The sequence below is a fragment of the Streptomyces sp. CB01580 genome (assembly GCF_001905795.1).
In the GTDB taxonomy this organism is placed as follows: Bacteria; Actinomycetota; Actinomycetes; order Streptomycetales; family Streptomycetaceae; genus Streptomyces.
This window is the reverse complement of sequence record NZ_LIXJ01000007.1, coordinates 124818-148012: the sequence shown is the minus strand read 5'-3', so window position 1 is coordinate 148012 and position 23195 is coordinate 124818. Positions and strand designations below refer to the sequence as shown.

Below are 23195 nucleotides of genomic sequence, written 5' to 3'. Positions count from 1 at the left end.
GCGGCCGGACCGCCACCGCGTGCAGGCTACTCGTCGAAGGCCCCCGGTTTCCTGGTGCTGTCGTTCGGCTTCGGCTTCGTGTGCACCACCTTGATCGGCAGGCCCTCGTCCCGGAACGCCTGACGGGCCGCCTTCGCCACGTCGGGGTCGGAGAAGTGCCACTCCACGGCCCGGCCGCCGGACGCCTCCACCTGGGCCCTCGCCTCGGCAACGAACTTGTCCTTGCCGGACTTGGTGAGCGTGCCCGGTTCGGTCTGGGACAGGTAGCTCTGGTAGCCGTTCTTGGCCTCCAGGAAGGTCTGCCTGCCGGAGTCCCAGCCGTCGTACTCCACGGCCGGCTTGCCCTCCTTGGGGTGCGGCACGACGTACTCCTGGCCCCGGTTGGTTCCGGTGACCTGCTCCTGGTAGCGAAGCCAGGACTCGTTCTTCCAGTTGGGCGCGGGGTTGCGGTCGCGGCTGGCCCAGTAGCCGTCGCCCAGGTCCGCGTCACCGAGCTTGCGGTCCTTGAGGTCCTCGGCCCAGGACGGCGGGTTGTAGTTGCGCGGGTCGGAGGTGTCGTTGCGGGTCGGCTCCGAGTACTTCTTCTTGTCCAGCTCGGCCTTGCGGGCCCGCTCCGGCTCCTCCAGCCGCTTCTGCTCCAGGTGGGCGGCCCGCTCCTCGGCGCGCGCCTTCTCCGCCGCGGCCTTGGCCGCCTCGTCGCAGCCGCCGTCCGCGAGGACGACCCGGCCGGTGGAACCGGACGCCAGCACACCGGTGCCGGCCCCCGCGACCCCCATGGTCCCGCCGCCGTGGCGCACCAGGGCCGGGCCGGACGCGATGACGCAGCCCGTGCGGCGCGCCGCGTCCTCCGCCGCGTCGGCGGCGTCGTCGGCCTCCTTGGCCGCCTTGCGCACGCCGTCGAGGTCGCCGAGTTCGGCGGCCTTGCGGGCGCGGCGGGCCGCGCCTCCCGCGTCGTCGACGGCCTTCGCCACCGTCTCGGCGATCTTGCCCAGCTTGCCGAGTTTGCCGACCTTGCCGACGACCTTCGCCACGTCATAGCCGGGGATGAAGAGGGAGCCGACGTTCCAGATCACGTCGGTGACGGCCCGGGTCTTCTCCCCGTTGTTCCAGCGGTCACGGACCTCGTCGCCGACGAAGACGTCGTCACCGACCTTGACGACGGTGTTGACCGACGCCGAGCCCCAGTCCCAGAGCGCCCCGAGGTAGTCGCCCTTGTCCCACTTGTCGGCGGCGTCCTTGGAGTCCTTCGACCACTGGTCGCCGAGCTGCTTGCCGTAGTCCGCGATGCCGGACCAGGTCTCGGGCTTGAACAGGTCGATGATCCCGGCGATGTCGCCCCAGACGCCGTCGACCGCCACGCCCTTGACGACCTGCGTCGTACGGTCCCAGGCACAGCCGAAGAAGCCCCAGCCGCTGCAGTCCTCCTCGTCGTCCTTGCCGCCGCCGTTCTTCCCTTCGCCGTCCTCGTCGGACGCGGGCGTGTCGTAGGCGGCCTCGGGCTCGTCGTTGTCCTCCGGGTACGTGTCCACGCCGCTGCCCGGCCGGCCGTCGTCGGGACCACCCGTGCCGCCGCTGCCGCCCGTGGAGCCGGACGAACCCGAGGAACCGCCGTTCGCCCCACCGCTGCCGCCGTCGGCGTTCCCGCCGCTCGCTCCGCCGCCGCTCGCGTTCCCGCCGCTCGCGTCGCCACCGCCGTCGCCCGCGCCGGAGGGGCCGCCGTCCGTGCCGCCGGTGACCGTCGCACCGCCGTCCGCGCCCGCGTCGCCTCCGCCGTCGGCTCCGCCGCTCGTGGCACCGCCGTCCTTCCCGGGACCGGCCTCCACATGGCCCGAGCCGTCCCCCGAAGCCGGGCAGGAATAGCCGCTCAACGAGCAGATCGCGGCCTGGAGTTCCGCGGTGATCCGGCCACCGAGGCCGCTCAGCGTCATGGCCGCGATCAGCGCGACGACGATCAGCACCAGGCCCAGGTACTCCAGGGCCGACTGCCCCCGGTCCCGGCGCCAGGTGATCATGTGGGAGAGCGAGAACCGGCGCTTCGCGCCGCGTTCCCCGACGGGCTTCGCGCCCCGCTCCACCGGCGGCAGCAGGAACCAGGAACGGCTCTGCGCCCGCGTCAGGAGGACCAGGATCAGGATGGGCAGGAGCAGCTGCACGAAGCCGCGCGCCGAGCCGTCCCCGATGTTGGCCACGCCGCCCAGGACCAGCCACGCCTGTACGGCGACCAGCCCCCACCAGACCCGTCTGCCGCCGGTGCGCAGGCGCCGGGCCAGCAGCAGGCCCAGCACGCCGGGCGCGGCGGCGTACAGCAGGATGCCGAGGACCTGGGCCCCCATCGCGTCCACCGCGAACGCCGAGCCCAGCAGGCCGAGCCCGCCCAGGACCGTCGCGCCGAACAGCACGAACAGCAGCAGCCGTGCCGTGTTGAGCGGACGCGGAAGCTCCCGGTGCCCCGGTCTCATCGGGGCCGGTCCCCCGGGAACCGGCACGCCACCGACAACAGACATACGTGCCCCCCGACCCCCGATGTCAGCAAGTCACATGACAGCGACTCACCCTAGGGTCGGGGCCGTCCCGCGTCATGGGTCTCAGGACCCAACGCCGGGCCCACCCCGAGCGCGTGAGCCCCCGTCACCGCCCGGTGAAGCGGTCGCCCGCACGCGCGAGCCCGCGCCGGCAGGGGTGCCGCGCGGACGGGAAAAGCGGGCGACGGGGTGGCAGGGGATGCGGGGAAAGGGGTACACGGGCAGGGGGCGCACCGCGATGTACGCGGGCAGGGGGCGCACCGCGATGTACGCGAACGTTCCGGTGCCGCTGGAAGCGCGCCGCGCGAGGAACGCGACGCGAGCGGCGTCGTCAGGACGCACGCCCTTCGAGGACCGCCTTCAGTCCGTCCGTCAGATCCTGTGCGGACGGCGCCGAATCGCTGTCCATCAGCCACTGCACCATCACGCCGGCGAGCAGTGCCTGGCAGAACAGCCCCGCCACCCGGGCCTTCTCGGGGTCCTTCTCGGGGTCGATGCCGAGCATGTTCTCGGCCAGCCCGTCCCGCCCCTCGCGCTGTGGGCCGATCAGCGCCTTCCGCAGCTCCGGGTCCTGGTCGATCCGGGAGATGACCTCCATCTGGAGCTGCCAGACCGAACGGGTCCGCTCGTAGCTGTCGATCACCCGCTCCCAGGTGTCACGGAACTGGTCGAGCGGCGTCCCGGGGGCCCCGCCGGCCTCGTCCGTGTCCTCGCCCCGCCGTTTCGTGAGCACATCGCCCCACTCCTCGGTCAGCTTGAGGAAGGCCAGGTTGAGCAGGGCCTCCTTGGAACCGTAGTGGTAGCCGATGGAGGCGAGGTTCGTGCCGGAGGCGGCCACGATGTCGCGCGCCGTCGTCCGTGCGTACCCCTTTTCCAGCAGGCAGCGCTTGGCGCCTTCGAGCAGATCCTCACGGTGTCCCATGAGAGCAGCGTACCCGGCATGCAGACGTCCGTGTAAGACGTACGTCTAGATGCCGGGCAGGCCGGGTCCGGGGGCGCCGTGAGGGTGCGGCCGTCAGTCGGTCAGGTTCACCGTACGGGCGGAGGTGGCACCGATCTCCGTGGAGATCTCGGCGAGCACCGAGGCCGGGACGTCGTCGTCGACGGTGAGGACGACCAGCGCCTCACCGCCCGCGCCCGTCCGCGACACCTGCATGCCCGCGATGTTCAGACCGGCCTCGCCGAGGATCCGGCCGACCGTGCCGACGACGCCGGGGCGGTCCTCGTAGCGCAGCACCAGCATGTGGTCGGCGAGCGCCAGGTCCACGTCGTACTCGCCGACGGCGACGATCTTCTGGAGGTGCTTGGGCCCGGCCAGCGTGCCGGAGACCGCGACCTCGTCGCCGTCCGCGAGCGTGCCGCGGACGGTCACCAGGTTGCGGTGGTCGGGCGACTCGGAGCTGGTGGTGAGGCGGACCTCGACGCCGCGTTCCTGCGCGAAGAGGGGGGCGTTCACGTACGACACGGTCTCGTCGACGACATCCTCGAACACGCCCTTCAGTGCGGAGAGTTCGAGCACCTTGACGTCGTGCTGGGTGATCTCGCCGTACACCTCGACGTCGAGCCGGACCGCGACCTCGCCCGCCAGCGCGGTGAAGATCCGGCCGAGCTTCTCGGCGAGCGGCAGACCCGGGCGCACGTCCTGGGCGATGACGCCGCCCTGGACGTTGACCGCGTCCGGCACCAGCTCGCCGGCGAGGGCCAGGCGCACGGACTTGGCGACCGCGATGCCCGCCTTCTCCTGCGCCTCGTCCGTGGACGCGCCCAGGTGCGGGGTGCAGACGACCTGGTCGAACTCGAACAGCGGGGAGTCCGTGCAGGGCTCCTTCGCGTACACGTCGAGACCGGCACCGGCGACCCGGCCCTCCTTGAGGGCGGAGGCGAGCGCCGCCTCGTCGACGATGCCGCCGCGCGCGGCGTTGACGAGGCGCACGGTGGGCTTCACCTTGTGCAGCGCCTCGTCGCCGATCAGGCCGACCGTCTCGGGGGTCTTGGGCAGGTGCACGGTGATGAAGTCCGACACCTCCAGCAGCTCGTCGAGCGAGAGGAGCTTGACGCCCATCTGGGCGGCACGCGCGGGCTGCACATAGGGGTCGTACGCGACGATCTTCATACCGAAGGCCGACATGCGCTGGGCGACCAGGACACCGATGCGGCCGAGGCCGACGACGCCGAGGGTCTTCTCGCTCAGCTCCACGCCGGTGTACTTGGAGCGCTTCCACTCGGCGTTCTTGAGCGCGGTGTTGGCCTGCGGGATGTTGCGCGCGGTGGCGATCAGCAGACCGCAGGCCAGTTCGGCGGCGGTGACGATGTTGGAGGTCGGGGCATTGACGACCATCACGCCGGCCTTGGTGGCGGCGGAGACGTCGACATTGTCGAGGCCGACGCCCGCGCGGGCCACGACCTTCAGCTTCGTGGCGGCGGCGATGGCCTCGGCGTCGACCTTGGTGGCGGAGCGCACCAGGATGGCGTCGACGTCGACGATCGCGGGGAGGAGTTCGGCACGGTCCGCGCCGTTGCAGTGCCGGATCTCGAAGTCCGGGCCCAAGGCGTCAACCGTGGCGGGCGACAGCTCTTCAGCGATGAGTACGACGGGTTTCGAGCTCACGTGAGTCCTCACAGGTCCAGTGCGGACGGCCGTCCCGACGGCCGCAGGCGGTGGAGGGGCTTGCCGCGTGGAAGACGCACGACACTGTGGGCCTGACGCGTGTATGTGTGGAGCAGTGTAGTCATGCGCCGGGGCGCGCACTGCGCCCCGTTGGAAGGATCACCCACACGGAGTGGACGACTTGTACACACGTGCGCGCAGCCTCTTCCGGCGGTGAATGCGACGGGGGCGGACCGGCGCTCCGGTCCGCCCCCTGGGCGTGCTTACGCGTCCTCGTCGTTGACCCAGCTCATGAGCTTGCGCAGCTCACGGCCCGTGGTCTCCAGGAGGTGGTCGCTGTCCGCCTTCTTGTACTCGTTGTAGCGGGGCAGACCGTTGTGGTACTCGTCCATCCAGTTCTTGGCGAAGGAGCCGTCCTGGATCTCCGCGAGGACCTTCTTCATCTCGGCCTTGGTGGCGTCGGTGATGATGCGCGGGCCGGTGACGTAGTCGCCCCATTCGGCGGTCTCCGAGATGGACCAGCGCATCTTCTCCAGGCCGCCCTCGTACATGAGGTCCACGATGAGCTTCAGCTCGTGCAGGCACTCGAAGTACGCGATCTCCGGCTGGTAGCCGGCCTCGACCAGGGTCTCGAAACCGGCCTTGACCAGGGCGGCGGTGCCGCCGCAGAGGACGGCCTGCTCACCGAACAGGTCGGTCTCGGTCTCCTCGGTGAAGGTCGTCTTGATGACGCCGGCGCGGGTGCCGCCGATGCCCTTGGCGTACGACAGCGCCAGCGCGAAGGCGTTGCCCGTGGCGTCCTGCTCGACGGCCACGATGCAGGGGACGCCGCGGCCCTCCTCGTACTGGCGGCGGACCAGGTGGCCCGGGCCCTTCGGGGCGACCATGCAGACGTCGACACCGGCCGGCGGCTTGATGAAGCCGTAGCGGATGTTCAGGCCGTGGCCGAAGAACAGCGCGTCGCCGTCCTTGAGGTTGTCCTTGATGGACTCCTCGTAGACCTGGGCCTGGATCGGGTCCGGGACCAGGATCATGATGACGTCGGCCTCGGCGGCGGCCTCGGCGGGGGTCACCACGCGCAGGCCCTGCTCCTCGGCCTTGGTCTTGGACTTGGAGCCCTCGTGCAGACCGACACGGACGTCGACACCCGAGTCGCGCAGCGACAGCGCGTGGGCGTGGCCCTGGCTGCCGTAGCCGATGACCGCGACCTTGCGGCCCTGGATGATGGACAGGTCGGCGTCGTCGTCGTAGAACAGCTCGGCCACTGGGTCTCTCCTTGGTGTGCGGGTGGTGCGTCCCACCGTACGGCGGGATACGTCGGAAACGTTTACTGATCTCGCCATACGGGCGGCGAGGGGGCGACGTCCCGGTGCCGCCGCGACGGCGGCACCGGGACCGGCACTAGGCCGTACGGTCGAGGGCGCGCAGCGACCGGTCGGTGATCGAGCGCGCGCCGCGCCCTATGGCGATGGTGCCGGACTGGACCAGCTCCTTGATGCCGTACTGCTCCAGCATCCTGAGCATGGCCTCCAGCTTGTCGGCGCCGCCGGTGGCCTCGATCGTGACCGCCTCCGGGGAGACGTCCACGGTCTTGGCGCGGAACAGCTGGACGATCTCGACGATCTGGGAGCGGGTCTCGTTGTCGGCGCGGACCTTCACCAGGACGAGCTCCCGCTGGATCGCAGCGGAGGGCTCCAGTTCGACGATCTTGAGGACGTTCACGAGCTTGTTGAGCTGCTTGGTCACCTGCTCGAGGGGCAGGCCCTCGACATTCACGACGATGGTGATGCGCGAGATGTCGGGGTGTTCGGTGGTTCCGACCGCGAGCGAGTCGATGTTGAAGCCGCGGCGGGAGAACAGGGCGGTGATCCGGGCGAGGACACCGGGCTTGTTCTCGACCAGGACGGAGAGCGTGTGCTTGGTGGACATGGCGTCGGTCTCTCTCGGTCTCTCAGTCGTCTTCGTTGTCGCCGAAGTCGGGGCGGACCCCGCGGGCGGCCATGACCTCGTCGTTCGAGGTGCCGGCGGCGACCATCGGCCAGACCATGGCGTCCTCGTGGACGATGAAGTCGATGACGACCGGACGGTCGTTGATGGAGTTGGCCTCTTCGATGACCTTGTCCAGGTCGGCCGGGTCCTCGCAGCGGATGGCGTGACACCCCATGGCCTCGGACAGCTTGACGAAGTCCGGGACTCGGGTGCCCTTCGCCGGGACGCCCTCGGTGTCGGCACCGGAGTGCAGCACCGTGTTGGAGTACCGCTGGTTGTAGAACAGGGTCTGCCACTGGCGGACCATGCCGAGCGCGCCGTTGTTGATGATCGCGACCTTGATCGGGATGTTGTTGAGCGCGCAGGTGGTGAGTTCCTGGTTGGTCATCTGGAAGCAGCCGTCGCCGTCGATGGCCCAGACGGTGCGGTCCGGCGCGCCGGCCTTGGCGCCCATCGCGGCCGGGACCGCGTACCCCATCGTTCCGGCACCGCCGGAGTTCAGCCAGGTGGCGGGCCGCTCGTAGTCGATGAAGTGGGCGGCCCACATCTGGTGCTGGCCGACGCCCGCGGCGAAGATCGTGCCCTCGGGGGCGAGCCGGCCGATGCGCTGGATGACCTGCTGCGGGGACAGACTGCCGTCCTCGGGGAGGTCGTAGCCCAGCGGGTACGTCTCGCGCCAGCGATCGAGGTCCTTCCACCAGGACGCGTAGTCACCGACATGACCCGCGGTGTGCTCGGCCTGGACGGCCTGGACGAGGTCGGCCAGGACCTCGCGGGCGTCGCCCACGATCGGCACGTCGGCCGCGCGGTTCTTGCCGATCTCGGCCGGGTCGATGTCGGCATGGACGATCTTGGCATACGGGGCGAAGCTGTCCAGCCTGCCCGTGACGCGGTCGTCGAACCGGGCGCCGAGGGCGACGATCAGGTCGGCCTTCTGCAGCGCGGTGACGGCGGTGACCGAACCGTGCATGCCCGGCATTCCGACGTGCAGCGGGTGGCTGTCGGGGAATGCGCCGAGCGCCATCAGCGTGGTGGTGACGGGCGCTCCGGTGAGTTCGGCGAGGACCTTCAGTTCGGCGGTGGCCCCGGCCTTGATGACGCCGCCGCCGACGTACAGCACCGGGCGCTCGGCCTGGGTGATCAGCTTGGCGGCCTCGCGGATCTGCTTGGCGTGCGGCTTGGTGACCGGGCGGTAGCCGGGCAGGTCCTGGGTGGGCGGCCAGCTGAACGTGGTCTGCGCCTGGAGGGCGTCCTTGGCGATGTCGACGAGGACGGGGCCCGGACGGCCGGTCGAGGCGATGTGGAACGCCTCGGCGATGGTGTGCGGGATGTCCTCGGCCTTGGTGACGAGGAAGTTGTGCTTGGTGACCGGCATCGTGATGCCGCAGATGTCCGCCTCCTGGAAGGCGTCCGTGCCGATCGCCCCCGAGGCGACCTGGCCCGTGATCGCCACCAGCGGGACGGAGTCCATGTGGGCGTCCGCGATCGGCGTGACCAGGTTGGTGGCACCGGGTCCCGAGGTGGCCATGCAGACGCCGACCTTGCCGGTGGCCTGCGCGTAGCCGGTGGCGGCGTGTCCGGCGCCCTGCTCGTGACGGACCAGCACGTGACGGACCCGGGTGGAGTCCATCATCGGGTCGTAGGCCGGAAGGATGGCGCCGCCGGGAATGCCGAATACCGTGTCGGCCCCCACCTCCTCGAGGGAGCGGATGAGGGACTGCGCGCCCGTGACGTGCTCAACGGTGGCGGCGGGCGATCCGCCGTTACGGGCCCGCGGCTGGGGATGGTGGGCCCCTGTGGCCTGCTCGGTCATCGGCATTCTCTTCTCGAAGCTGAGGGTTCGTGCGGGGTGTTCTGCGGCGTTTGCGTGGTTCCGGTGCAACAAAAAACCCCTCGTGCCATGAGGCAAGCGAGGGGAGCGCGTCGGTGTGGTCTGCAGAGTGCCATCGAGGGACTCTGCTTCAGCCGACGCGCTGTCCAAGTACGAGAATTCGGGTGCGCATGGCATCGACCCTCTCTCCGACGCACACGACGTGTCAAGTGGGTGGGACGGGCGTCTCAGCATGTGAGCCGCTGAGGAGTGGGATCGAGCCGCCCGTCAGGACGGGTTCCGCGGTGGCGGTGCCGGGCATCGGGAACGTGCCCCGGGTCAGGGCGCGGCGCAGCCGGTACTCGTCGAGCGGCCCGGAGAACGCCATCCCCTGTCCGTGCGTACAGCCCATGGCGCGCAGGGCCAGGACCTGCTCCGGCACGTCGACCCCGTCGGCCACGGACTGCATGCCCAGGTCGCAGGCGATCCGCAGCAGGCCGCTGGTGATCTTGTGGAGGCGGGCGGACTCCACGACGCCCTCGACGAGACCGCGGTCCAGTTTGAGTACGTCGATGGGGAGCCGGCGGAGCGCGTTTATGGCCGCGTATCCGCTGCCGAATCCGTCGAGCGCGATGCGCACGCCGAGGCGGCGCAGTGCCACGAGGCGTTGTTCGAGTTCGTCGAAGGGGATCCGGGGGTCGCTCTCGGCGACCTCGATCATCAGGGTGCCGGAGGGCAGGCGGTGCCGCGTGAGCAGGGCCTCGATGGAGCCGGACGGCGTCCCCTTGTCGAGCAGTCTGCGGGCGGGGAGCCGTACCGCGACGGAGACCTGGTGTCCGGCCCTGGCCCGGTCGGCGGCCTGCTCGATGGCCTCTTCGAGGAGCCAGCGGCCGAGTTCGGCGGTGCGGTCGCCGTCCTCGGCGACGCGGAGGAACTCGGCGGGGGTGAACAGGATGCCCTGGGCGGACCGCCAGCGCGCCTGGGCGGCGACGGCCGCCACGGTGCCGCTGGCCAGGTGCACCACCGGCTGGTGGAGCAGGGCGAACTCGCCGTCGCGCAGCGCGTTGCGGAGCCGGGCGGCCAGCTCCGAACGGCGGACGACCTCGGCCTGCATCTGCGGGGCGTACAGCTCGACGCGGTTCTTGCCGCCCGCCTTGGCCCGGTACATGGCGAGGTCGGCGTTGCGCATGAGGTCGCTGGGGGTGATACCGGGCTCGGCGAACGCGACCCCGATGGACGCGGCGACCCTGACCTCGCCGGGGCCGACGCCGACGTGGTAGGGCCGGGAGAGGGTGAGACGGAGTCGGTCGGCGATCTCGTGGACCTGGCACTCCCGGGCGGACTGGTCGCCCGCGCCGTCGCCGAGGATGATCGCCGCGAACTCGTCGCCGCCGAGGCGGGCCGCGGTGTCGCCGGCCCGGACGGACTCCTGGAGACGGCGGGCGGCCTGGACGAGGAGTTCGTCGCCCGCCTGGTGGCCCAGACGGTCGTTGACCGCCTTGAAGCCGTCGAGGTCGATGAAGAGCACGGCGGTGCCCGCGTCGCCGGTGCGACGGCCGCCGAGAGCCTGCCGTACCCGCTCGGTGAACAGGGCGCGGTTGGGCAGGCCGGTGAGCGGGTCGTGCTCGGCGTTGTGCTGCAGCTGGGCCTGGAGCCGCACGCGTTCGGTCACGTCGCGGCTGTTGAGGATCAGCCCGCCCTGATGGCGGTTGACCGTGGACTCGACGTTGAGCCAGTCGCCCGTGCCCGATCTGAAGCGGCACTCGATCCGGGTGGTCGGTTCCTCGCTCTGCGGGGCGGCGAGGAACCGGCGCAGCTCGTGGACCACGCCGCCCAGGTCGTCGGGGTGGATGACCGAGGCGAGCTGGGTGCCGACCAGGTCCTCGGCGTCGCGCCCGTACACCCCCGCGGCGGCGGGGCTGACGTAGCGCAGGACGCCGGTGGGGGCGGCGATCATGATGACGTCGCTGGAACCCTGCACCAGCGAGCGGAAGTGGTTCTCCTTCTGCGCCAGCTCCTGGGTGAGGGCGATGTTGTCGACGAGCATGATGGCCTGCCGGACCACGAGGGCGAGCGCCACCGTGCAGCCGGTGAAGACCACGACGCGGTCGACCGTACGGCCCTCGACGGCGTTGTAGAGGATGCCGAGGGTGCAGACGGCGGCGGCGAGGTACGGCGTGAGAGCGGCCAGCGAACCGGCGATGGGCCGGCTACTGGCCTGGCGCGGCGCTTCGCGCGGCGCCAGGACGTCGCCGGAGGCGGCGCGCACGCCCCAGGGGGCGTAGGCGAGGAGCAGCGAACCGGCGAACCAGCCGGCGTCCAGCAGCTGGCCGGAGTGGTACGCCTGCCGCAGCAGCGGCGAGGTGAACAGGGCGTCGGACAGGACCGTCACGGCGAGTGCGGCGATGGCCGTGTTCACCGCGGAGCGGTTGATGTTGGCGCGGCGGAAGTGCAGGGCCAGCACCATGGAGACCAGCACGATGTCGAGCAGCGGATAGGCCAGCGAGAGCGCCGCGCGGGCCACGCTCGTCCCCTCGGCGTCCGTGACGTGCGCGGTGTGGGCGAGGGCGAGGCTCCAGGAGATGGTGAGGAGCGAGCCGCCGATCAGCCAGGAGTCGAGCACGAGGCAGAGCCATCCGGCCCGCGTGACGGGACGTTTGGCGAGGACGAGCAGCCCGATGACGGCGGGCGGCGCGAAGCACAGGAAGAAGACGTCGGCGAGGGAGGGGCTGGGCACCCGGACCCCCTGCACGACCTCGTACCAGCCCCAGACGGCGTTGCCCCCGGCCGCCATGAGCGAGGAGAACGAGAACAGCAGCCAGGCCGGGCGGCACCGGTCGCCGTCGGCGCGCGCGTAGAGGTAGCAGGAGACGGCGGCGATCAGCGCGGCGGCGCTGAGACCGAAATCCCCCATGAAGAGCGCCACTTCCGGCGAGCCCCAGCCGAGGGCCGCCCCGACCGCGTAACCGCCGCAGACGAGGCCGAGCAGGATCTGCGAGACCACCGCGCCGGTCCCGCCGACGGCCGACCGCCGGGCCAGGAACGCCCCGAAGGCATCGCTCGGCGCGCTCACCGGCGCACACCCGGCGCCGACCGGCGCACGCGCGCCCGGCACACCACTGGGACCCGTCCGCGGTCGGCCGCCCCCGCCGACGCGCGGGCGGGCGGCCGGCACCCGCCGTCGGGACACGGCAGCCGTCGGCCGCCGTGCCGTGTCGGATCGTTCGCCCCTCGGCCGTACATCACCCATCGCCCCCTCGTGTGTTGCGTCCTCCCCGGCACCGTCCCTCCTCGGCGCAGCGCCCCTTTCGGGACGATACACCAGACCGGTCACTCAGGGACATAGTCCATCTACGCTGCGTGACGATCAAGGTGGCGGTCGAGACGGAGCGCAGTCATACGGGCCCGTAGCGTGGTCGGTTCATGGGTATCCCGTGATCATCTTGTGGTTCGCTCCCTGGCCGTCCCTTGGTGCGCAACATGATCAGCCGGTGGTGTGCACGACGTTCCGCAACGGCTCCCCCGCGGCGAAGCGGCTCAGTTGAGCGGTCAACAGGCGCTTGGCGCGCGGCAGGAACGCGGAGCTGGTGCCGCCCACGTGCGGGGAGACGAGGACGTGGGGCGCGTGCCAGAGGGGGTGTCCGGCCGGCAGGGGTTCCGGGTCGGTGACGTCGAGGGTCGCGCGCAACCGGCCGGACTCCAGTTCGGCCAGTAGTGCTCCGGTGTCGACGACCCCGCCCCGCGCCACGTTCACGAGCAGCGCGCCGTCCGGCATCGCGGCGAGGAACTCCGCGTCCACCAGCCCCTGTGTGGACGGGGTCAGCGGGGTGGCCAGCACGACGACGTCCGACTCGGGCAGGAGCGCGGGCAGGTCGTCGAGCGTGTGCACGGGGCCGCGCTCCGTCGTCCGCGCGGAGCGTGCGACGCGTGCGACGCGTGCGCACTCGAAGGGCGCGAGCCGGTCCTCGATGGCCGCGCCGATCGCCCCGTACCCCACGATCAGCACGGACTTGTCGGCGAGCGCGGGATAGAAACCGGCCCGCCACTCCTCCCGGTCCTGGCCGCGGACGAATCCGGGGATGCCGCGCAGGGAGGCGAGGATCAGGGTGAGGGCGAGCTCCGCGGTCGACGTCTCGTGGACCCCCTTGGCGTTGCACAGCCGCACTCCCGGGGGCAGCGCCCCGAGGCTCGGTTCCACGTGGTCGATGCCCGCGGTGAGCGTCTGCACGGCCCGGACCCGTGTCATGGCCGCGAACGGACGGGTCGCGGTCCCGGCGTCCGACATGTACGGCACGACGTAGAAGGCGCAGTCGGCCGGGTCCGCCGGGAAGTCCCCCGTGCCGTCCCAGAAGCGGTAGACGAGGCCGTCCGGAAGCCCCTCGATCTCTTCGGCGGGATACGGCAGCCATACGTCGTGGGGCCGCGTCGAGGCGGTCGGAGTCGTCGTGGTGGCCCGGGTCGCCGGAGTGGTCGTGGTCGTCGTGGTCGTCGAATTCGTCGGAGTCATGGTCAGAAGGCTATGGCCGGTCCCGGCACCGGGCCGCGTCCCGGCAGCCGGGCGGAGCGGGCCCGGGCCGTCAGGAGCCGTACGGGGAAAGGCGGTCGGCGGGAGGCTGCGCGAGGCGCGGCGGTCGGCAGAGGTTAGTTTGGGGTGCGTTGTGGTCCCGTGACGGCGGGGCCGAGGGAGGGTTCGGGGAGTTGGAGCGCAGGAGTCTCGGTGCGGCGGCGCTCGCCGTGGGTGCGGTCGGACTTGGCTGTATGCCGATGAGCTGGGCGTACAGCGCGTCGCAGCGGCGCGGTGACCGAGCGTTGCGGGCGGTGCACGCCGCGCTCGACGCGGGGGTCCAACTGCTCGACACCGCCGACATGTACGGCCCCTTCACCAACGAACTGCTGGTCGGCCGGGCGCTGAAGGGCCGCAGGTCCGATGCCTTCGTCTCCACCAAGTGCGGCCTGCTGGTGGGTGATCAGCACATCGTCGCCAACGGTCGGCCCGGATACGTGCGGCGTGCCTGCGACGCCTCGTTGCGACGGCTGCAGACCGATGTGATCGACCTGTACCAGCTCCACCGGGCCGACCCCGAGGTGCCGGTCGAGGAGACCTGGGGCGCGATGGCGGAGCTGGTGACGGCCGGGAAGGTGCGGGCGCTCGGGCTGTGCGCGGTCGGGGCGCGGGCTTCCCGGCGGCTCGGGGCCGGTATGTACGACGAAACGATCCGTCAGCTCGATCGGGTGCAACAGGTCTTCCCGGTGAGCGCGGTCGAGGCCGAGCTCTCGGTCTGGTCGCGGGAGGCCCTGGTGTCGCTGCTTCCGTGGTGTTCGGCGCGGGGCGTGGGGCTCTTGGCGGCGATGCCGCTGGGGAACGGCTTCCTGACGGGCACCCTGACTCCGGGACAGGGGTTCGAACCGGACGACCTGCGGGCGCGGCACCCCCGGTTCACGGCCGAGATGATGGCCGCGAACCAGCCGGTGGTGGCCGGGCTGCGCCGGATCGCCGAACGGCACGGGGCGACCGTGGCACAGGTGGCGCTGGCCTGGGTGCTGCGGCAGGGGCCGCACGTGGTGCCGATCCCCGGGACGAAGCGGGAGCACTGGGCGGTGGAGAACGCGGGGGCCGCCGGGCTGCGGCTGACCGAGCGGGACCTCGTGGAGATCGCCCGGCTGCCCCCGGCACGGGGGTCCTGGGACTGAGCGCGGGACCGGGATCGGTCATGGGGCCGGGCGCGCGGGGAGCGGGGGCGGCGACGGGGCCGCGACGGAACGGCCCGGGCCGATCGCGCGGGGTCCCGTGGGGCGTGGCCGCGGGGACCAAAGCCCGTTCCGGGGCATGGCCGTGGCGTTCCGGCGTCGCGCTCGTGACGCCGATCGGCCGAGGAGATCGGCCGGGACGGGCGTCCCGGGGCGGGCCTCGGTGTAAGAACGGTATCCGGGTCGTCGAAGGCGTTGAAGGGACCGGTGCTGTGCGCGGTGTTCTGTTCGGAACGGTAAGAGGCCGAGGCTCCGCGGGCGGTGGAGGGCGGCCTCGACGCGCTGCCCGGGGCGTGGCCGGGGCCTCGCTGGCCGCGGGTGCGCTCCTGCTGGCCTCGGGGTGTTCCTCGGACGTCGGTGCCGTCGGCGGACAGGTCGGCGGCATGTCCCCGTCCCGGACCGCCGCCCCCTCGGCCACCGGCCCGGCGGCCACGCCGTCCGCGACGCTCTCCCCGCCGCCCGCGAAGGGCTCGGTGCGGGTGGTCTCCACGCTCACCGAGGGCCTCGGCTCGCCGTGGGGGCTGGCGGAGCTGCCCGACGGCGATCTGCTGGTGTCCTCGCGCGACAAGGGCACGATCACCCTGATCGACGGGAAGAGCGGGAAGAAGACCCTGCTCGGCGCCGTGCCGGGGGTCGCGCCCGGCGGGGAGGGCGGGCTGCTGGGCATCGCCGTGTCCCCCGACTACGGTTCGGACCATCTGGTGTACGCCTACTTCACGACCGCGTCCGACAACCGGATCGCGCGCATGCAGTACGACGAGAACGGCACGACGCCGGGCCGCCTGCTGGGCGCGCCGGACACGATCCTGCGGGGCATCCCGAAGGGCTCGGTCCACAACGGCGGGCGGATCGCCTTCGGCCCGGACCGCATGCTGTACGCGGGCACCGGTGACACGGGCGACGATCGGCTGGCGCAGGACAGGAAGTCGCTGGGCGGGAAGATCCTGCGGATGACCCCTGACGGCAGGCCCCTGCACGGCAACCCGGAAGCCGACTCCGTGGTGTATTCGTACGGACACCGCAATGTGCAGGGGCTGGCCTGGGACCAGCACAAGCAGCTGTGGGCGTCCGAGTTCGGGCAGGACACCTGGGACGAGCTGAACCGGATCGTGCCGGGCGGCAACTACGGCTGGCCGCAGGCCGAGGGGAAGTCCAGGAAGAAGGGATTCATCGATCCCGTGGCACAGTGGAAGACGTCCGAGGCGTCCCCGAGCGGGATCGCCTTCGCCGAGGGCTCAATCTGGATGGCGGCCCTGCGCGGTGAGCGGCTGTGGCGGATTCCGTTGTCCGGCAAGGAGAACGGGGAACCCCTGGCGGCCCCGCAGTCGTTCCTGGAGGGGAAGTACGGCCGTCTGCGCACCGTGCTCGCCGCGGGCGGCGACAAGCTCTGGCTCGTGACGAGCAATACGGACACGCGCGGCACCCCGAAGCCGGGAGACGACAGGATCCTGGTGCTGGAGGTGCGGTAGCGGCTACAGCGGTGAAAGGGCGTGCGGCCGGTGTTCAACTTCTTCGAGGAAATCTTCGCACCGGGTCGCAGGCACGCCGCCGAGGAACGCAAGCGGCTGGAGCTGTCCCGCGTCGATCTCGGCGTCGGCGACCCGGGGCGCGGTCCGATAGATCTGGCCTCCGGGAAGGTCGTCGTCCGCGCGCCCGGGAGCGGCAGGACGCCCGGTGACGGCCGGCCGGACGGCGACGCGTGCGCCCCGTCGGCGGGCCGGGGTCCGGCGCCGGAGGCCGTGTCCCGCCGCATACCGGGGGCCGCGTCTCCTCGCACACCGGACACGGACCCCGACGCGGGCCCGGACGCGGAGCCGCGCGACGGCGGCGCTTCGGAGGGCGGCGCCGGGGCGCGGCCGTAGCCCGGACCGCCGGGCTCGTCGAGTACGTCCGGTGCGGCGGGGCCGACGGAGCCGGAGGCACGTCACAGGCCGTCGGTGGCGTCCTGGGCGGGGTACAGCCGGAGCCGGTGGGCGAGGGCGGCCGCCTCGCCCCGGCCGGAGACGCCGAGCTTGGCGAGGATGTTGGAGACGTGCACGCTCGCGGTCTTGGGCGAGATGTACAGCTCCTCGGCGATCTTGCGATTGCTGCGGCCCGCGGCGACCAGCCGGTGCACTTCCTGTTCGCGTCTCGTCAGTCCGAGGCGCTCCAGGGCCCGCGCTGCGGCCTCCCCCGGGTGGTGCTCGGCGTGTTCCACCGCCGCGCCGGTGTCGTCGTCCGGGTCGGGAACGGTGACGGCGGAAGCCGCGGTGGCGGTCACGGCGGCCGGTGTGCCGGGCCTCTCGCGTTCGCCGTCGACGCGACCGCCGACCGGGCCGGGTCCGGCGAGGGGGACGCGGGCGCGTCCGGCCAGCCGCTCGACGGTCTCCGCCAGTGGTCGCGCGCCGAGCCGGAGGGCGGCGCGGTGGGCCTCGTGCAGCAGGACGGTGGCGGCGGGCCGGTCGCCGGGGGCGCCCAGGAGGGCCACGGCCCAGCGGCGGCGGATCCGCGCCAGCTCGTAGGGGCGGTGCAGGGGCGCGAAGGCCGCGGCGGCGCGGGACCAGTGGTCGGGGGCGTCGTCCCCCTCGGCACGGGCCAGTTCGGCTTCGACCCACAGGGCGTACGCGGCCCATACGGGAACGAGCGTCGGCAGCCGCTTCAGACGGGCCCGGACGGCGACGAGAACCACCAACCGGTCGGCGTCCGCGGTGGTGCGGCCCCGGAAGTCCGCCTCGGCCGCGGCGGCGACGAGGAGCAGCGGCAGCGCGTACCGCTGGGTCCCGGGCCGGAAGTCCTCGTCCGCCAGGGTCTCGAACACGGCCCGCGCCTCGGGCAGCCGGCCCTGCCGGACCGCGAGGCTCATGGTGTGCCGTACGAAGGTGATCCGGTGTCCGGGGTGAGGGACGTAGGAGCCGGATCCGCTTCGGGACAGGGCGAGTTGGATCTCTGCCTCGGCCAGATCTCCACGAGCCAGGGCGAGTTCGGTACGGCAGGAGGCGACATGGGCCCGAGCCTCCTCGGACCGGGCGGCACGTGCCGCCGCGGCGACGGTCGTCCGGCTCTCGTCCCAATGCCCGAGGGAGAACAGCGAGTTCGCCCGGTCGCAGCGGACGGATGCCTCCATGTCGGCGATGCCGAGGGCGCGGGCGGTGTCGATTCCGTCGTCGGCGGCCGCCACGGCTTCCAGCGAGCGGCCCATGGATTCGAGCGTGGCGGGGAGGGCGGTGGCGGCCCGGCTCATGACGTCGGCCAGGCGCAGTTCGCCGGCCTTCTCGCGGACGGCGTACATCTCGGCGATGCCGTCGTCCACGCCGCCCGCGTCGGCGGTGAGCCGGCCGCGTACGAGTCCGGCGTGCAGCGCGACACGTTCGTCCCCGACGAGCCGGGCGTACTCCACGGCGCGGTCGGCGGCCGACAGCGCGTTCGGCCCGGGCCGGTGCCGGGCGCCCCATCCCGCCACGTTCATCAGGACGTCGGCGTGCACGGATGACGGGGGCAGTCCGCGCACGAGATCCTGGGCGCGGGCCAGTTCCCGTCGGCCGTCGCCGTGTCCGAGGTCCTGTGCCAGCCGGGAGCGCCGGACCCAGAACCAGGCGGCGCGCAAGGGATCGTCGCCCGCGTCCTCCAACACGCGCGTGGCCTTCTCGGCGAGGGCCAGGGCACGTTCGCGTTCACCGCCGAACCGGGCGGCGACGACCGCCTCGGCCATCAGGTCGACATGATCGGGACGGGCGGCGTGAGGGGTGCGGCGGGTCTGGTCGTCGCCGTCGTCGCGGCCGAAGCGGGCCACGCGGTCGGCGCGACGGATCGGCGTGGTGCGGGAGTCGAGGTCGCGGGCCGGGCGGTTCTCGGGGCGGCCGAGGGGGCGCAGGGCGTCGCGCACCGCGCCGGGGGCCCGGTCCCACAGCTCCATCGCCCTTTCCAGCAGGCGGAGTTGTTCGGCGAACGCGTACCGGCCGCGGGCCTTGGCCGCCGCGTTCAGCACGGCCGGGAGTGCCTTGGCGGCGTCGTGTGCGCCGTACCAGTGACCGGCGAGCCGGGTCGCGTGTTCGCCCTCGCGGACAAGGGCGGGGTCGGCCTCCAGTGCCTGCGCGTAGTGCCGGTGGAGACGGGAACGCTCGGCGGGCAGCAGATCGCCGTCGACCGCTTCGCGCACCAGTGAGTGGCGGAACCGGTACCCGTCGCCCTCCGGGGTGGTAAGCAGCAGACCGGCGCCGACGGCCGCTCGCACCGCGCCGACGAGGCGGTCCTCGGTGGGCGCGTCCCCGGTGAGCCGGGCGACGGCGGCCAGTAGCCGGTGCTCGACGGCGCAGCCGCCCCCGGCGACGATCCGGACGATGCCGCGGGCGTCCTCGGGCAGGGCCTCGACCCGGACGAGCAGGAGGTCGCTGAGCGAACCGGGGAGCCGTGCGCCGGGCGGCCGGGAGCGGTCGCCGTTCTCCAGGTCGCGGGCGAGTTCCTCGACGAAGAAGGCGTTGCCGTCGGAGCGCGCGTGGATCTCGTCGACGAGGCCGGGCTCCGGGGCGGCGGCGAGGATCCCGGTGAGCTGGCGGCGGACTTCGCAGCGGTCGAAGCGGGCGAGCTCGATGCGCTGGACGGTCCGCAGCCGACCGGTCCGCAGCCGGTCGAGTTCGGCGAGGAGGGGACGCAGCGGGTGGCGGCGGTGGAGGTCGTCGGAGCGGTAGGTGCCGATGACGACGAGGCGGCCGGCGCGCATGGTGCAAAGGAGGTGGGCGAGGAGATGGCGGGTCGAGGCGTCGGCCCAGTGCAGATCCTCCAGGACGAGGACGACGACGCGTTGCGCGCAGACACGTTCCAGGAGTCCGGCGGTGAGTTCGAAGAGGCGGGCGGTGCCGTGCCCGTCGGTCGCGTCGTGCTCGGCCCTGCCGAGTTCGGGGAGCAGCCGGGCCAGTTCGCCCTCCTGCCCGGCGCAGGCCGCGGCCATCTCGTCGGGCAGGGCACGGCGCAGGGCGCGCAGGGCGGTGGAGAAGGGGGCGTACGGGAGGCCGTCGGCCCCGGTGCCCACGCAGCCGCCGACGGCGGCGACGGCCCCGCGTCGTACCGCCTCGCCCAGGAACTCCTCGACCAGTCTGGTCTTCCCGACGCCCGCCTCGCCGCCGATCAGCAGGGCCCGGGGCCCGTCACCGGCGGCCCGGGTGAGCGCGTCCACGAGCGCGGCGAACTCGGCCGCGCGGCCGACGAACACGGGGCTGACGGACACCGGATCGACGGGCGGCGAGCCGTCGGAGACGGGACCGCCGGGCACGGGACTGACGGACTCAGGACTGACGGGCCGGGTCTCCACATCGCCGAGCATCGCACACGGGCCGAGAGCGCGGGTCCGGGAGCAGCAGTCCGCAAACGCGAGTCCCGGAGCACGGATCCGGGAGCAGCGGTCCGCAAACGTGGGTCCCGGAGCACGGATCCGGGAGCACGGCCCCGGAACCGGGGCGTCGGCCGTCGTGTACGTCCCGCCACGCCGACCGCGTCCAGCCGTTCCCATCCGTCCCCGCGCCTTTGGCCGTTCAGGACTTCCCACCGCCCCGGCCCACGCGTCCCCACGCCACTGGCCGTTCCTCGCCGTACGGACCCATGGTGGTGCGGCGGACGACGCCCCCCGTACGCCGTCCGCCGCACCGCCTCTCGCCGTACCGCCGTCGAGGACTCAGTCCGCGGCGGCGAACGAGGCCCGCAGCCGGGCCATGTAGTCGGCGAGCGCGGGGGCCCAGCACCCGTAGTTGTGTCCGCCGTCGCAGGTGGGGGCCAGTGACGACCCGTCGCCGTAGTCGACGAGACGGGTGCGCAGCCCGAGCTGGTCCGAGCGGGCCTTCACCCGCTCTGCGGCGATCGCGGTGAAGTGGTCGATGAGCCCCTGGTCACCGGTGTAGAGCGTGGTCTCGGTCTCGGCGAGCGCGGACAGGTTGGCCGGGGAGGCCGGGTTGACCGCCTTCCAGACTCGGTCCGCGTCGAACACCGGGTAGGGGGAACCGTAGATCGCGTCGCTGTCCACGGTGGGCCCGTATCCGGTGCACTTGCCGGTGCCGGAGGGCGTGGAGGTGCTCACGGCGCACCACGCGCCCGTCAGGTTGAGCTCCGTGGCCAGGACCGCTCCCCGGATCTCCGCCATGTCGAAGTCGATGCCCCCGGACAGGGAGGCGGCATGGCCGAAGAGATCGGGACGGGCCTCGGCGTAGTGCAGGGCGCCGGAACCGCCCATCGAGAGACCGACGACGGCCCGGTGGGCCCGGTCGGCGACGGTCCGCAGGTTCGCGTCGATGAAGGGGACGACCTGATCGAGGTGGAACGTCTCCCAGTTCGCCGCCCCCACGACGGTGTTCTGCATGACCCAGTCGGCGTACCAGCCCTTGAGGCCGCCGTCCGGAACCACGGTGATCATCGAGTCCGAGCGCAGTGCGGGGGCGGCCGCGGCGTCGTTCACGTTCCCGCCCCCGCCGTGCAGGAAGTACGCCACCGGCCACCGCCGGTCGGGGTCGGAGCGATAGCCGCTGGGCAGGAAGACGCGGATCTTGTGCGGGCCCGACACCTGCGGTGTGGTCACGGTGATGGTGAAGTCGTTCGCGGAGTGCACCTCGGTGCCGCCCGGGACCTGGGTCAGTCCGAACCCGTCGGACAACACGGGTGGATCGGAGCCCTCGGCGTGCGCGGCCGGTGTCGCGAGCGTCGCCGTCACCGTCATCGCGGCGGCGACGACGGCCGTTCTCGCGTGCAGTCTCCAGGCGTTCAGTGCTGATCTCATCGGTGATCCTTCCCGGGAGCGGATGTCTCTCATGGTTTGCGGAGGAGGGAGGAGCGGAGGGAGCGGACGCCCTTCAGGCTTCGGAGCGCTCAGAGCGCGCAGAACGCGTCCGTCATGCCCTTGCCCGTATCGGCCTGCCCCTTCGTCCCGGCGAGCATGTGGTACTCGTTGTTCGTGTGCAGTGCCTGCTCGGAGCCGTCCTCACTGGTGAGCCACTCGCTGAAGTAGCCGAGCACCGCACCGTTGTGGCCCCACGCCCACTTCCCGCAGGGCAGCTTGACGTGTTGGATGCCCAGGCCGTAGCCGGCGGTGCCCTCGGCGTTCACCGGCACCGTGGTCTTGAGCTCGGCCAGCTGCGCGGGCGCCAGGAGCTTCCCGGTCAGCAACGCCCGGGAGAACGTGGCCAGGTCGTCCAGCGTCGAGACCATGGCACCGGCGCTCCCGGTGACCTGCACGTTGGAGACCGTGCCGTCGCCGATGAGGAGGACGCGCAGGACGTAGCCGTGGAGGTAGTTGCCGTACAGGGCGGGGTCCTCGGTGGGGAAGCTGGTGTCGCGCAGACCGAGGGGTTCGATGATCCGCCGCTGGACCTCGGTGGCCGGGTCCGAGCCGGTGACGGCCTTGATCACCATGCCCGCGAGCACGTAATTGGTGTTGGAGTAGCCGAACTTCTCCCCCGGCTCGGTCTTGGGCGCGCTCCGGGCGAGGCCGATGTCGACCAGGGACTGCGGCGCCATGGCCTCCCTCGGGTTGGTGTTGAGGTAGTACGGGGTGGACACCTGGAGGGCGCCGAGGTAGTCGGGCAGGCCCGAGGTGTGGTTGAGGAGCTGGCGGATCGTGACCTTGGCGCCGTCGTAGCCGTTGGCGGCGACGGCGCCCGGCAGCCATCGGGCGACGGTGTCGTCCAGGGAGAGCCGGTGCTCGCCCTCCAGCTGGAGCAGCACGGTGGAGATGAACGCCTTGGTGTTGCTGCCGATCCGGAACTGCGCCTTCGGGTCGGCGGGCGCCTTGGTGGACAGGTCACCGACCCCCGCCTGCACGTACTGGGCGCTGTCCCCCTTGCGCACCATGCCGATCACGCCCGGGTATCCGTCGGCGACCCCCTGCTGGGCGCCGGACCGGAGGATGTCGGCGGGGGTCGGTTCGGCGGCGGTCGCCTGGCCGGCACCGCCCGCCAGGAGACAGACGGCGACGGCGGCCGTCAGCAGCCGGCCCCGGCGCCGCGACGACGACCGGCGGGCTGCTTTCCCGCCGCCGGAACGACCGGCTTCCGTCGACGTACGGGCCGCGGGACCGGCGAACATGCTCACGCTCATGCGTTTCTCTCCTTCTCGACCGGAATGACGAGATCGTGCTGGAATTACGGAATCGTGGTGGCGCGGAACGGCGGGATGACGCGGTGGCGGGAACAGCGATGTTCACGCCTGTCGACCACACACGGGTCGCGCACGTATCGACCGCGCACGAATCCCGCACATGTCAACTCGCATGTCTCACGGGCCTATCGACTGCACGCGGCCGCGATCAGCAGCAACAGCAGGACGAATCCCACCAGTTGAAGACACCCGTTGCCACCCTCCGGGTTCTTCCGGTTGGCCTCGACATGGCCACCGGGAGGAATCCCGGGATGCTGCTTGGTGTAGTGGTCCATCTGACGTCGAGCGCCCTCGGATTCACTGAGCCACGACGTCTTGAAACCGCATTCACCGCACCAGAAGCGATATGCCATGCCGACTCCTCCTATGTGGTGGCGGGAGGCATTTCCATGGGCGCCGGCCGGGG

At 72.0% G+C, this 23195-nt stretch carries 15 protein-coding genes; 3 read left to right on the top strand and 12 right to left on the bottom strand.

Going from position 1 to position 23195, the window contains the following annotated elements:
* Positions 1-26: 26 nt before the first annotated feature.
* From AMK22_RS13460 to AMK22_RS13425, 8 genes are all read right to left on the bottom strand, one after another.
* Entirely contained in the window at positions 27-2459 is a 2433-nt protein-coding gene (locus AMK22_RS13460) for a Tox-REase-5 domain-containing protein (protein WP_073784716.1), read from the bottom strand.
* Positions 2460-2853: 394 nt separating this feature from the next.
* A complete protein-coding gene (locus AMK22_RS13455) occupies positions 2854-3444 on the bottom strand; it encodes a TetR/AcrR family transcriptional regulator (protein ID WP_073784714.1) in 591 nt (196 codons plus the stop codon).
* 93 nt (positions 3445-3537) lie between these two features.
* Positions 3538-5130, bottom strand: coding sequence for a phosphoglycerate dehydrogenase (gene serA / locus AMK22_RS13450; RefSeq protein ID WP_073784712.1), 1593 nt, complete (start codon positions 5128-5130; stop codon positions 3538-3540).
* 263 nt (positions 5131-5393) lie between these two features.
* On the bottom strand, positions 5394-6395 hold the full coding sequence (ilvC, locus tag AMK22_RS13445; RefSeq protein WP_073784710.1) for a ketol-acid reductoisomerase: 1002 nt from the start codon (positions 6393-6395) through the stop codon (positions 5394-5396).
* 136 nt (positions 6396-6531) lie between these two features.
* Positions 6532-7059, bottom strand: coding sequence for an acetolactate synthase small subunit (gene ilvN, locus AMK22_RS13440; RefSeq protein WP_073784708.1), 528 nt, complete (start codon positions 7057-7059; stop codon positions 6532-6534).
* Positions 7060-7081: 22 nt separating this feature from the next.
* On the bottom strand, positions 7082-8938 hold the full coding sequence (locus tag AMK22_RS13435; RefSeq protein ID WP_073784706.1) for an acetolactate synthase large subunit: 1857 nt from the start codon (positions 8936-8938) through the stop codon (positions 7082-7084).
* 217 nt (positions 8939-9155) lie between these two features.
* Complete coding sequence (locus AMK22_RS13430; protein ID WP_073784704.1) at positions 9156-12002, bottom strand: putative bifunctional diguanylate cyclase/phosphodiesterase; 2847 nt, start codon at positions 12000-12002, stop codon at positions 9156-9158.
* Between the two features lie 411 nt (positions 12003-12413).
* Complete coding sequence (locus tag AMK22_RS13425) at positions 12414-13436, bottom strand: 2-hydroxyacid dehydrogenase (RefSeq protein WP_079186133.1); 1023 nt, start codon at positions 13434-13436, stop codon at positions 12414-12416.
* Between the two features lie 191 nt (positions 13437-13627).
* On the opposite strand from AMK22_RS13425, the gene AMK22_RS13420 reads away from it, so the two are divergent.
* The 3 genes from AMK22_RS13420 (at position 13628) to AMK22_RS13410 (ending at position 16539) form a co-directional block, all read left to right on the top strand.
* Positions 13628-14620 (top strand): aldo/keto reductase, encoded by a 993-nt coding sequence (locus tag AMK22_RS13420; RefSeq protein ID WP_073784702.1) that lies wholly within the window; start codon positions 13628-13630, stop codon positions 14618-14620.
* Between the two features lie 269 nt (positions 14621-14889).
* Positions 14890-16146 carry a PQQ-dependent sugar dehydrogenase gene (locus AMK22_RS13415; RefSeq protein WP_443333290.1) on the top strand — a complete coding sequence of 419 codons (1257 nt, stop codon included), beginning with the start codon at positions 14890-14892 and terminating at the stop codon, positions 16144-16146.
* A gap of 21 nt (positions 16147-16167) precedes the next feature.
* Positions 16168-16539 carry a DUF6191 domain-containing protein gene (locus AMK22_RS13410; protein ID WP_073784698.1) on the top strand — a complete coding sequence of 124 codons (372 nt, stop codon included), beginning with the start codon at positions 16168-16170 and terminating at the stop codon, positions 16537-16539.
* 62 nt (positions 16540-16601) lie between these two features.
* Here AMK22_RS13410 and AMK22_RS13405 read toward each other — a convergent pair whose 3' ends face one another.
* The 4 genes from AMK22_RS13405 to AMK22_RS13390 all read right to left on the bottom strand — a co-directional run bounded on the left by AMK22_RS13405 (position 16602) and on the right by AMK22_RS13390 (position 23142).
* The gene (locus AMK22_RS13405) at positions 16602-19973 is read right to left on the bottom strand and encodes an AAA family ATPase (RefSeq protein WP_079186131.1); all 3372 of its coding nucleotides are present in this window, start codon (positions 19971-19973) and stop codon (positions 16602-16604) included.
* A 348-nt stretch (positions 19974-20321) separates the two neighbouring features.
* Positions 20322-21413, bottom strand: a complete 1092-nt coding sequence (locus AMK22_RS13400; RefSeq protein WP_073784696.1) for an alpha/beta hydrolase — start codon at positions 21411-21413, stop codon at positions 20322-20324.
* An 89-nt stretch (positions 21414-21502) separates the two neighbouring features.
* Positions 21503-22729, bottom strand: a complete 1227-nt coding sequence (locus AMK22_RS13395) for a serine hydrolase domain-containing protein (RefSeq protein WP_242433964.1) — start codon at positions 22727-22729, stop codon at positions 21503-21505.
* A gap of 185 nt (positions 22730-22914) precedes the next feature.
* The gene (locus AMK22_RS13390) at positions 22915-23142 is read right to left on the bottom strand and encodes a hypothetical protein (protein ID WP_073784694.1); all 228 of its coding nucleotides are present in this window, start codon (positions 23140-23142) and stop codon (positions 22915-22917) included.
* Positions 23143-23195: the final 53 nt, after the last annotated feature.

Bases quoted from the DNA above. Each gene is read 5' to 3' on its own strand.
- AMK22_RS13405 (WP_079186131.1), bottom strand. From the start codon at position 19,973: ATGCTCGGCGATGTGGAGACCCGGCCCGTCAGTCCTGAGTCCGTCAGT.
- AMK22_RS13435 (WP_073784706.1), bottom strand. From the start codon at position 8,938: ATGCCGATGACCGAGCAGGCCACAGGGGCCCACCATCCCCAGCCGCGG.
- AMK22_RS13425 (WP_079186133.1), bottom strand. From the start codon at position 13,436: ATGACTCCGACGAATTCGACGACCACGACGACCACGACCACTCCGGCG.
- AMK22_RS13400 (WP_073784696.1), bottom strand. From the start codon at position 21,413: ATGAGATCAGCACTGAACGCCTGGAGACTGCACGCGAGAACGGCCGTC.
- AMK22_RS13390 (WP_073784694.1), bottom strand. From the start codon at position 23,142: ATGGCATATCGCTTCTGGTGCGGTGAATGCGGTTTCAAGACGTCGTGG.
- AMK22_RS13395 (WP_242433964.1), bottom strand. From the start codon at position 22,729: ATGAGCGTGAGCATGTTCGCCGGTCCCGCGGCCCGTACGTCGACGGAA.
- AMK22_RS13455 (WP_073784714.1), bottom strand. From the start codon at position 3,444: ATGGGACACCGTGAGGATCTGCTCGAAGGCGCCAAGCGCTGCCTGCTG.
- ilvN (WP_073784708.1), bottom strand. From the start codon at position 7,059: ATGTCCACCAAGCACACGCTCTCCGTCCTGGTCGAGAACAAGCCCGGT.
- AMK22_RS13460 (WP_073784716.1), bottom strand. From the start codon at position 2,459: ATGAGACCGGGGCACCGGGAGCTTCCGCGTCCGCTCAACACGGCACGG.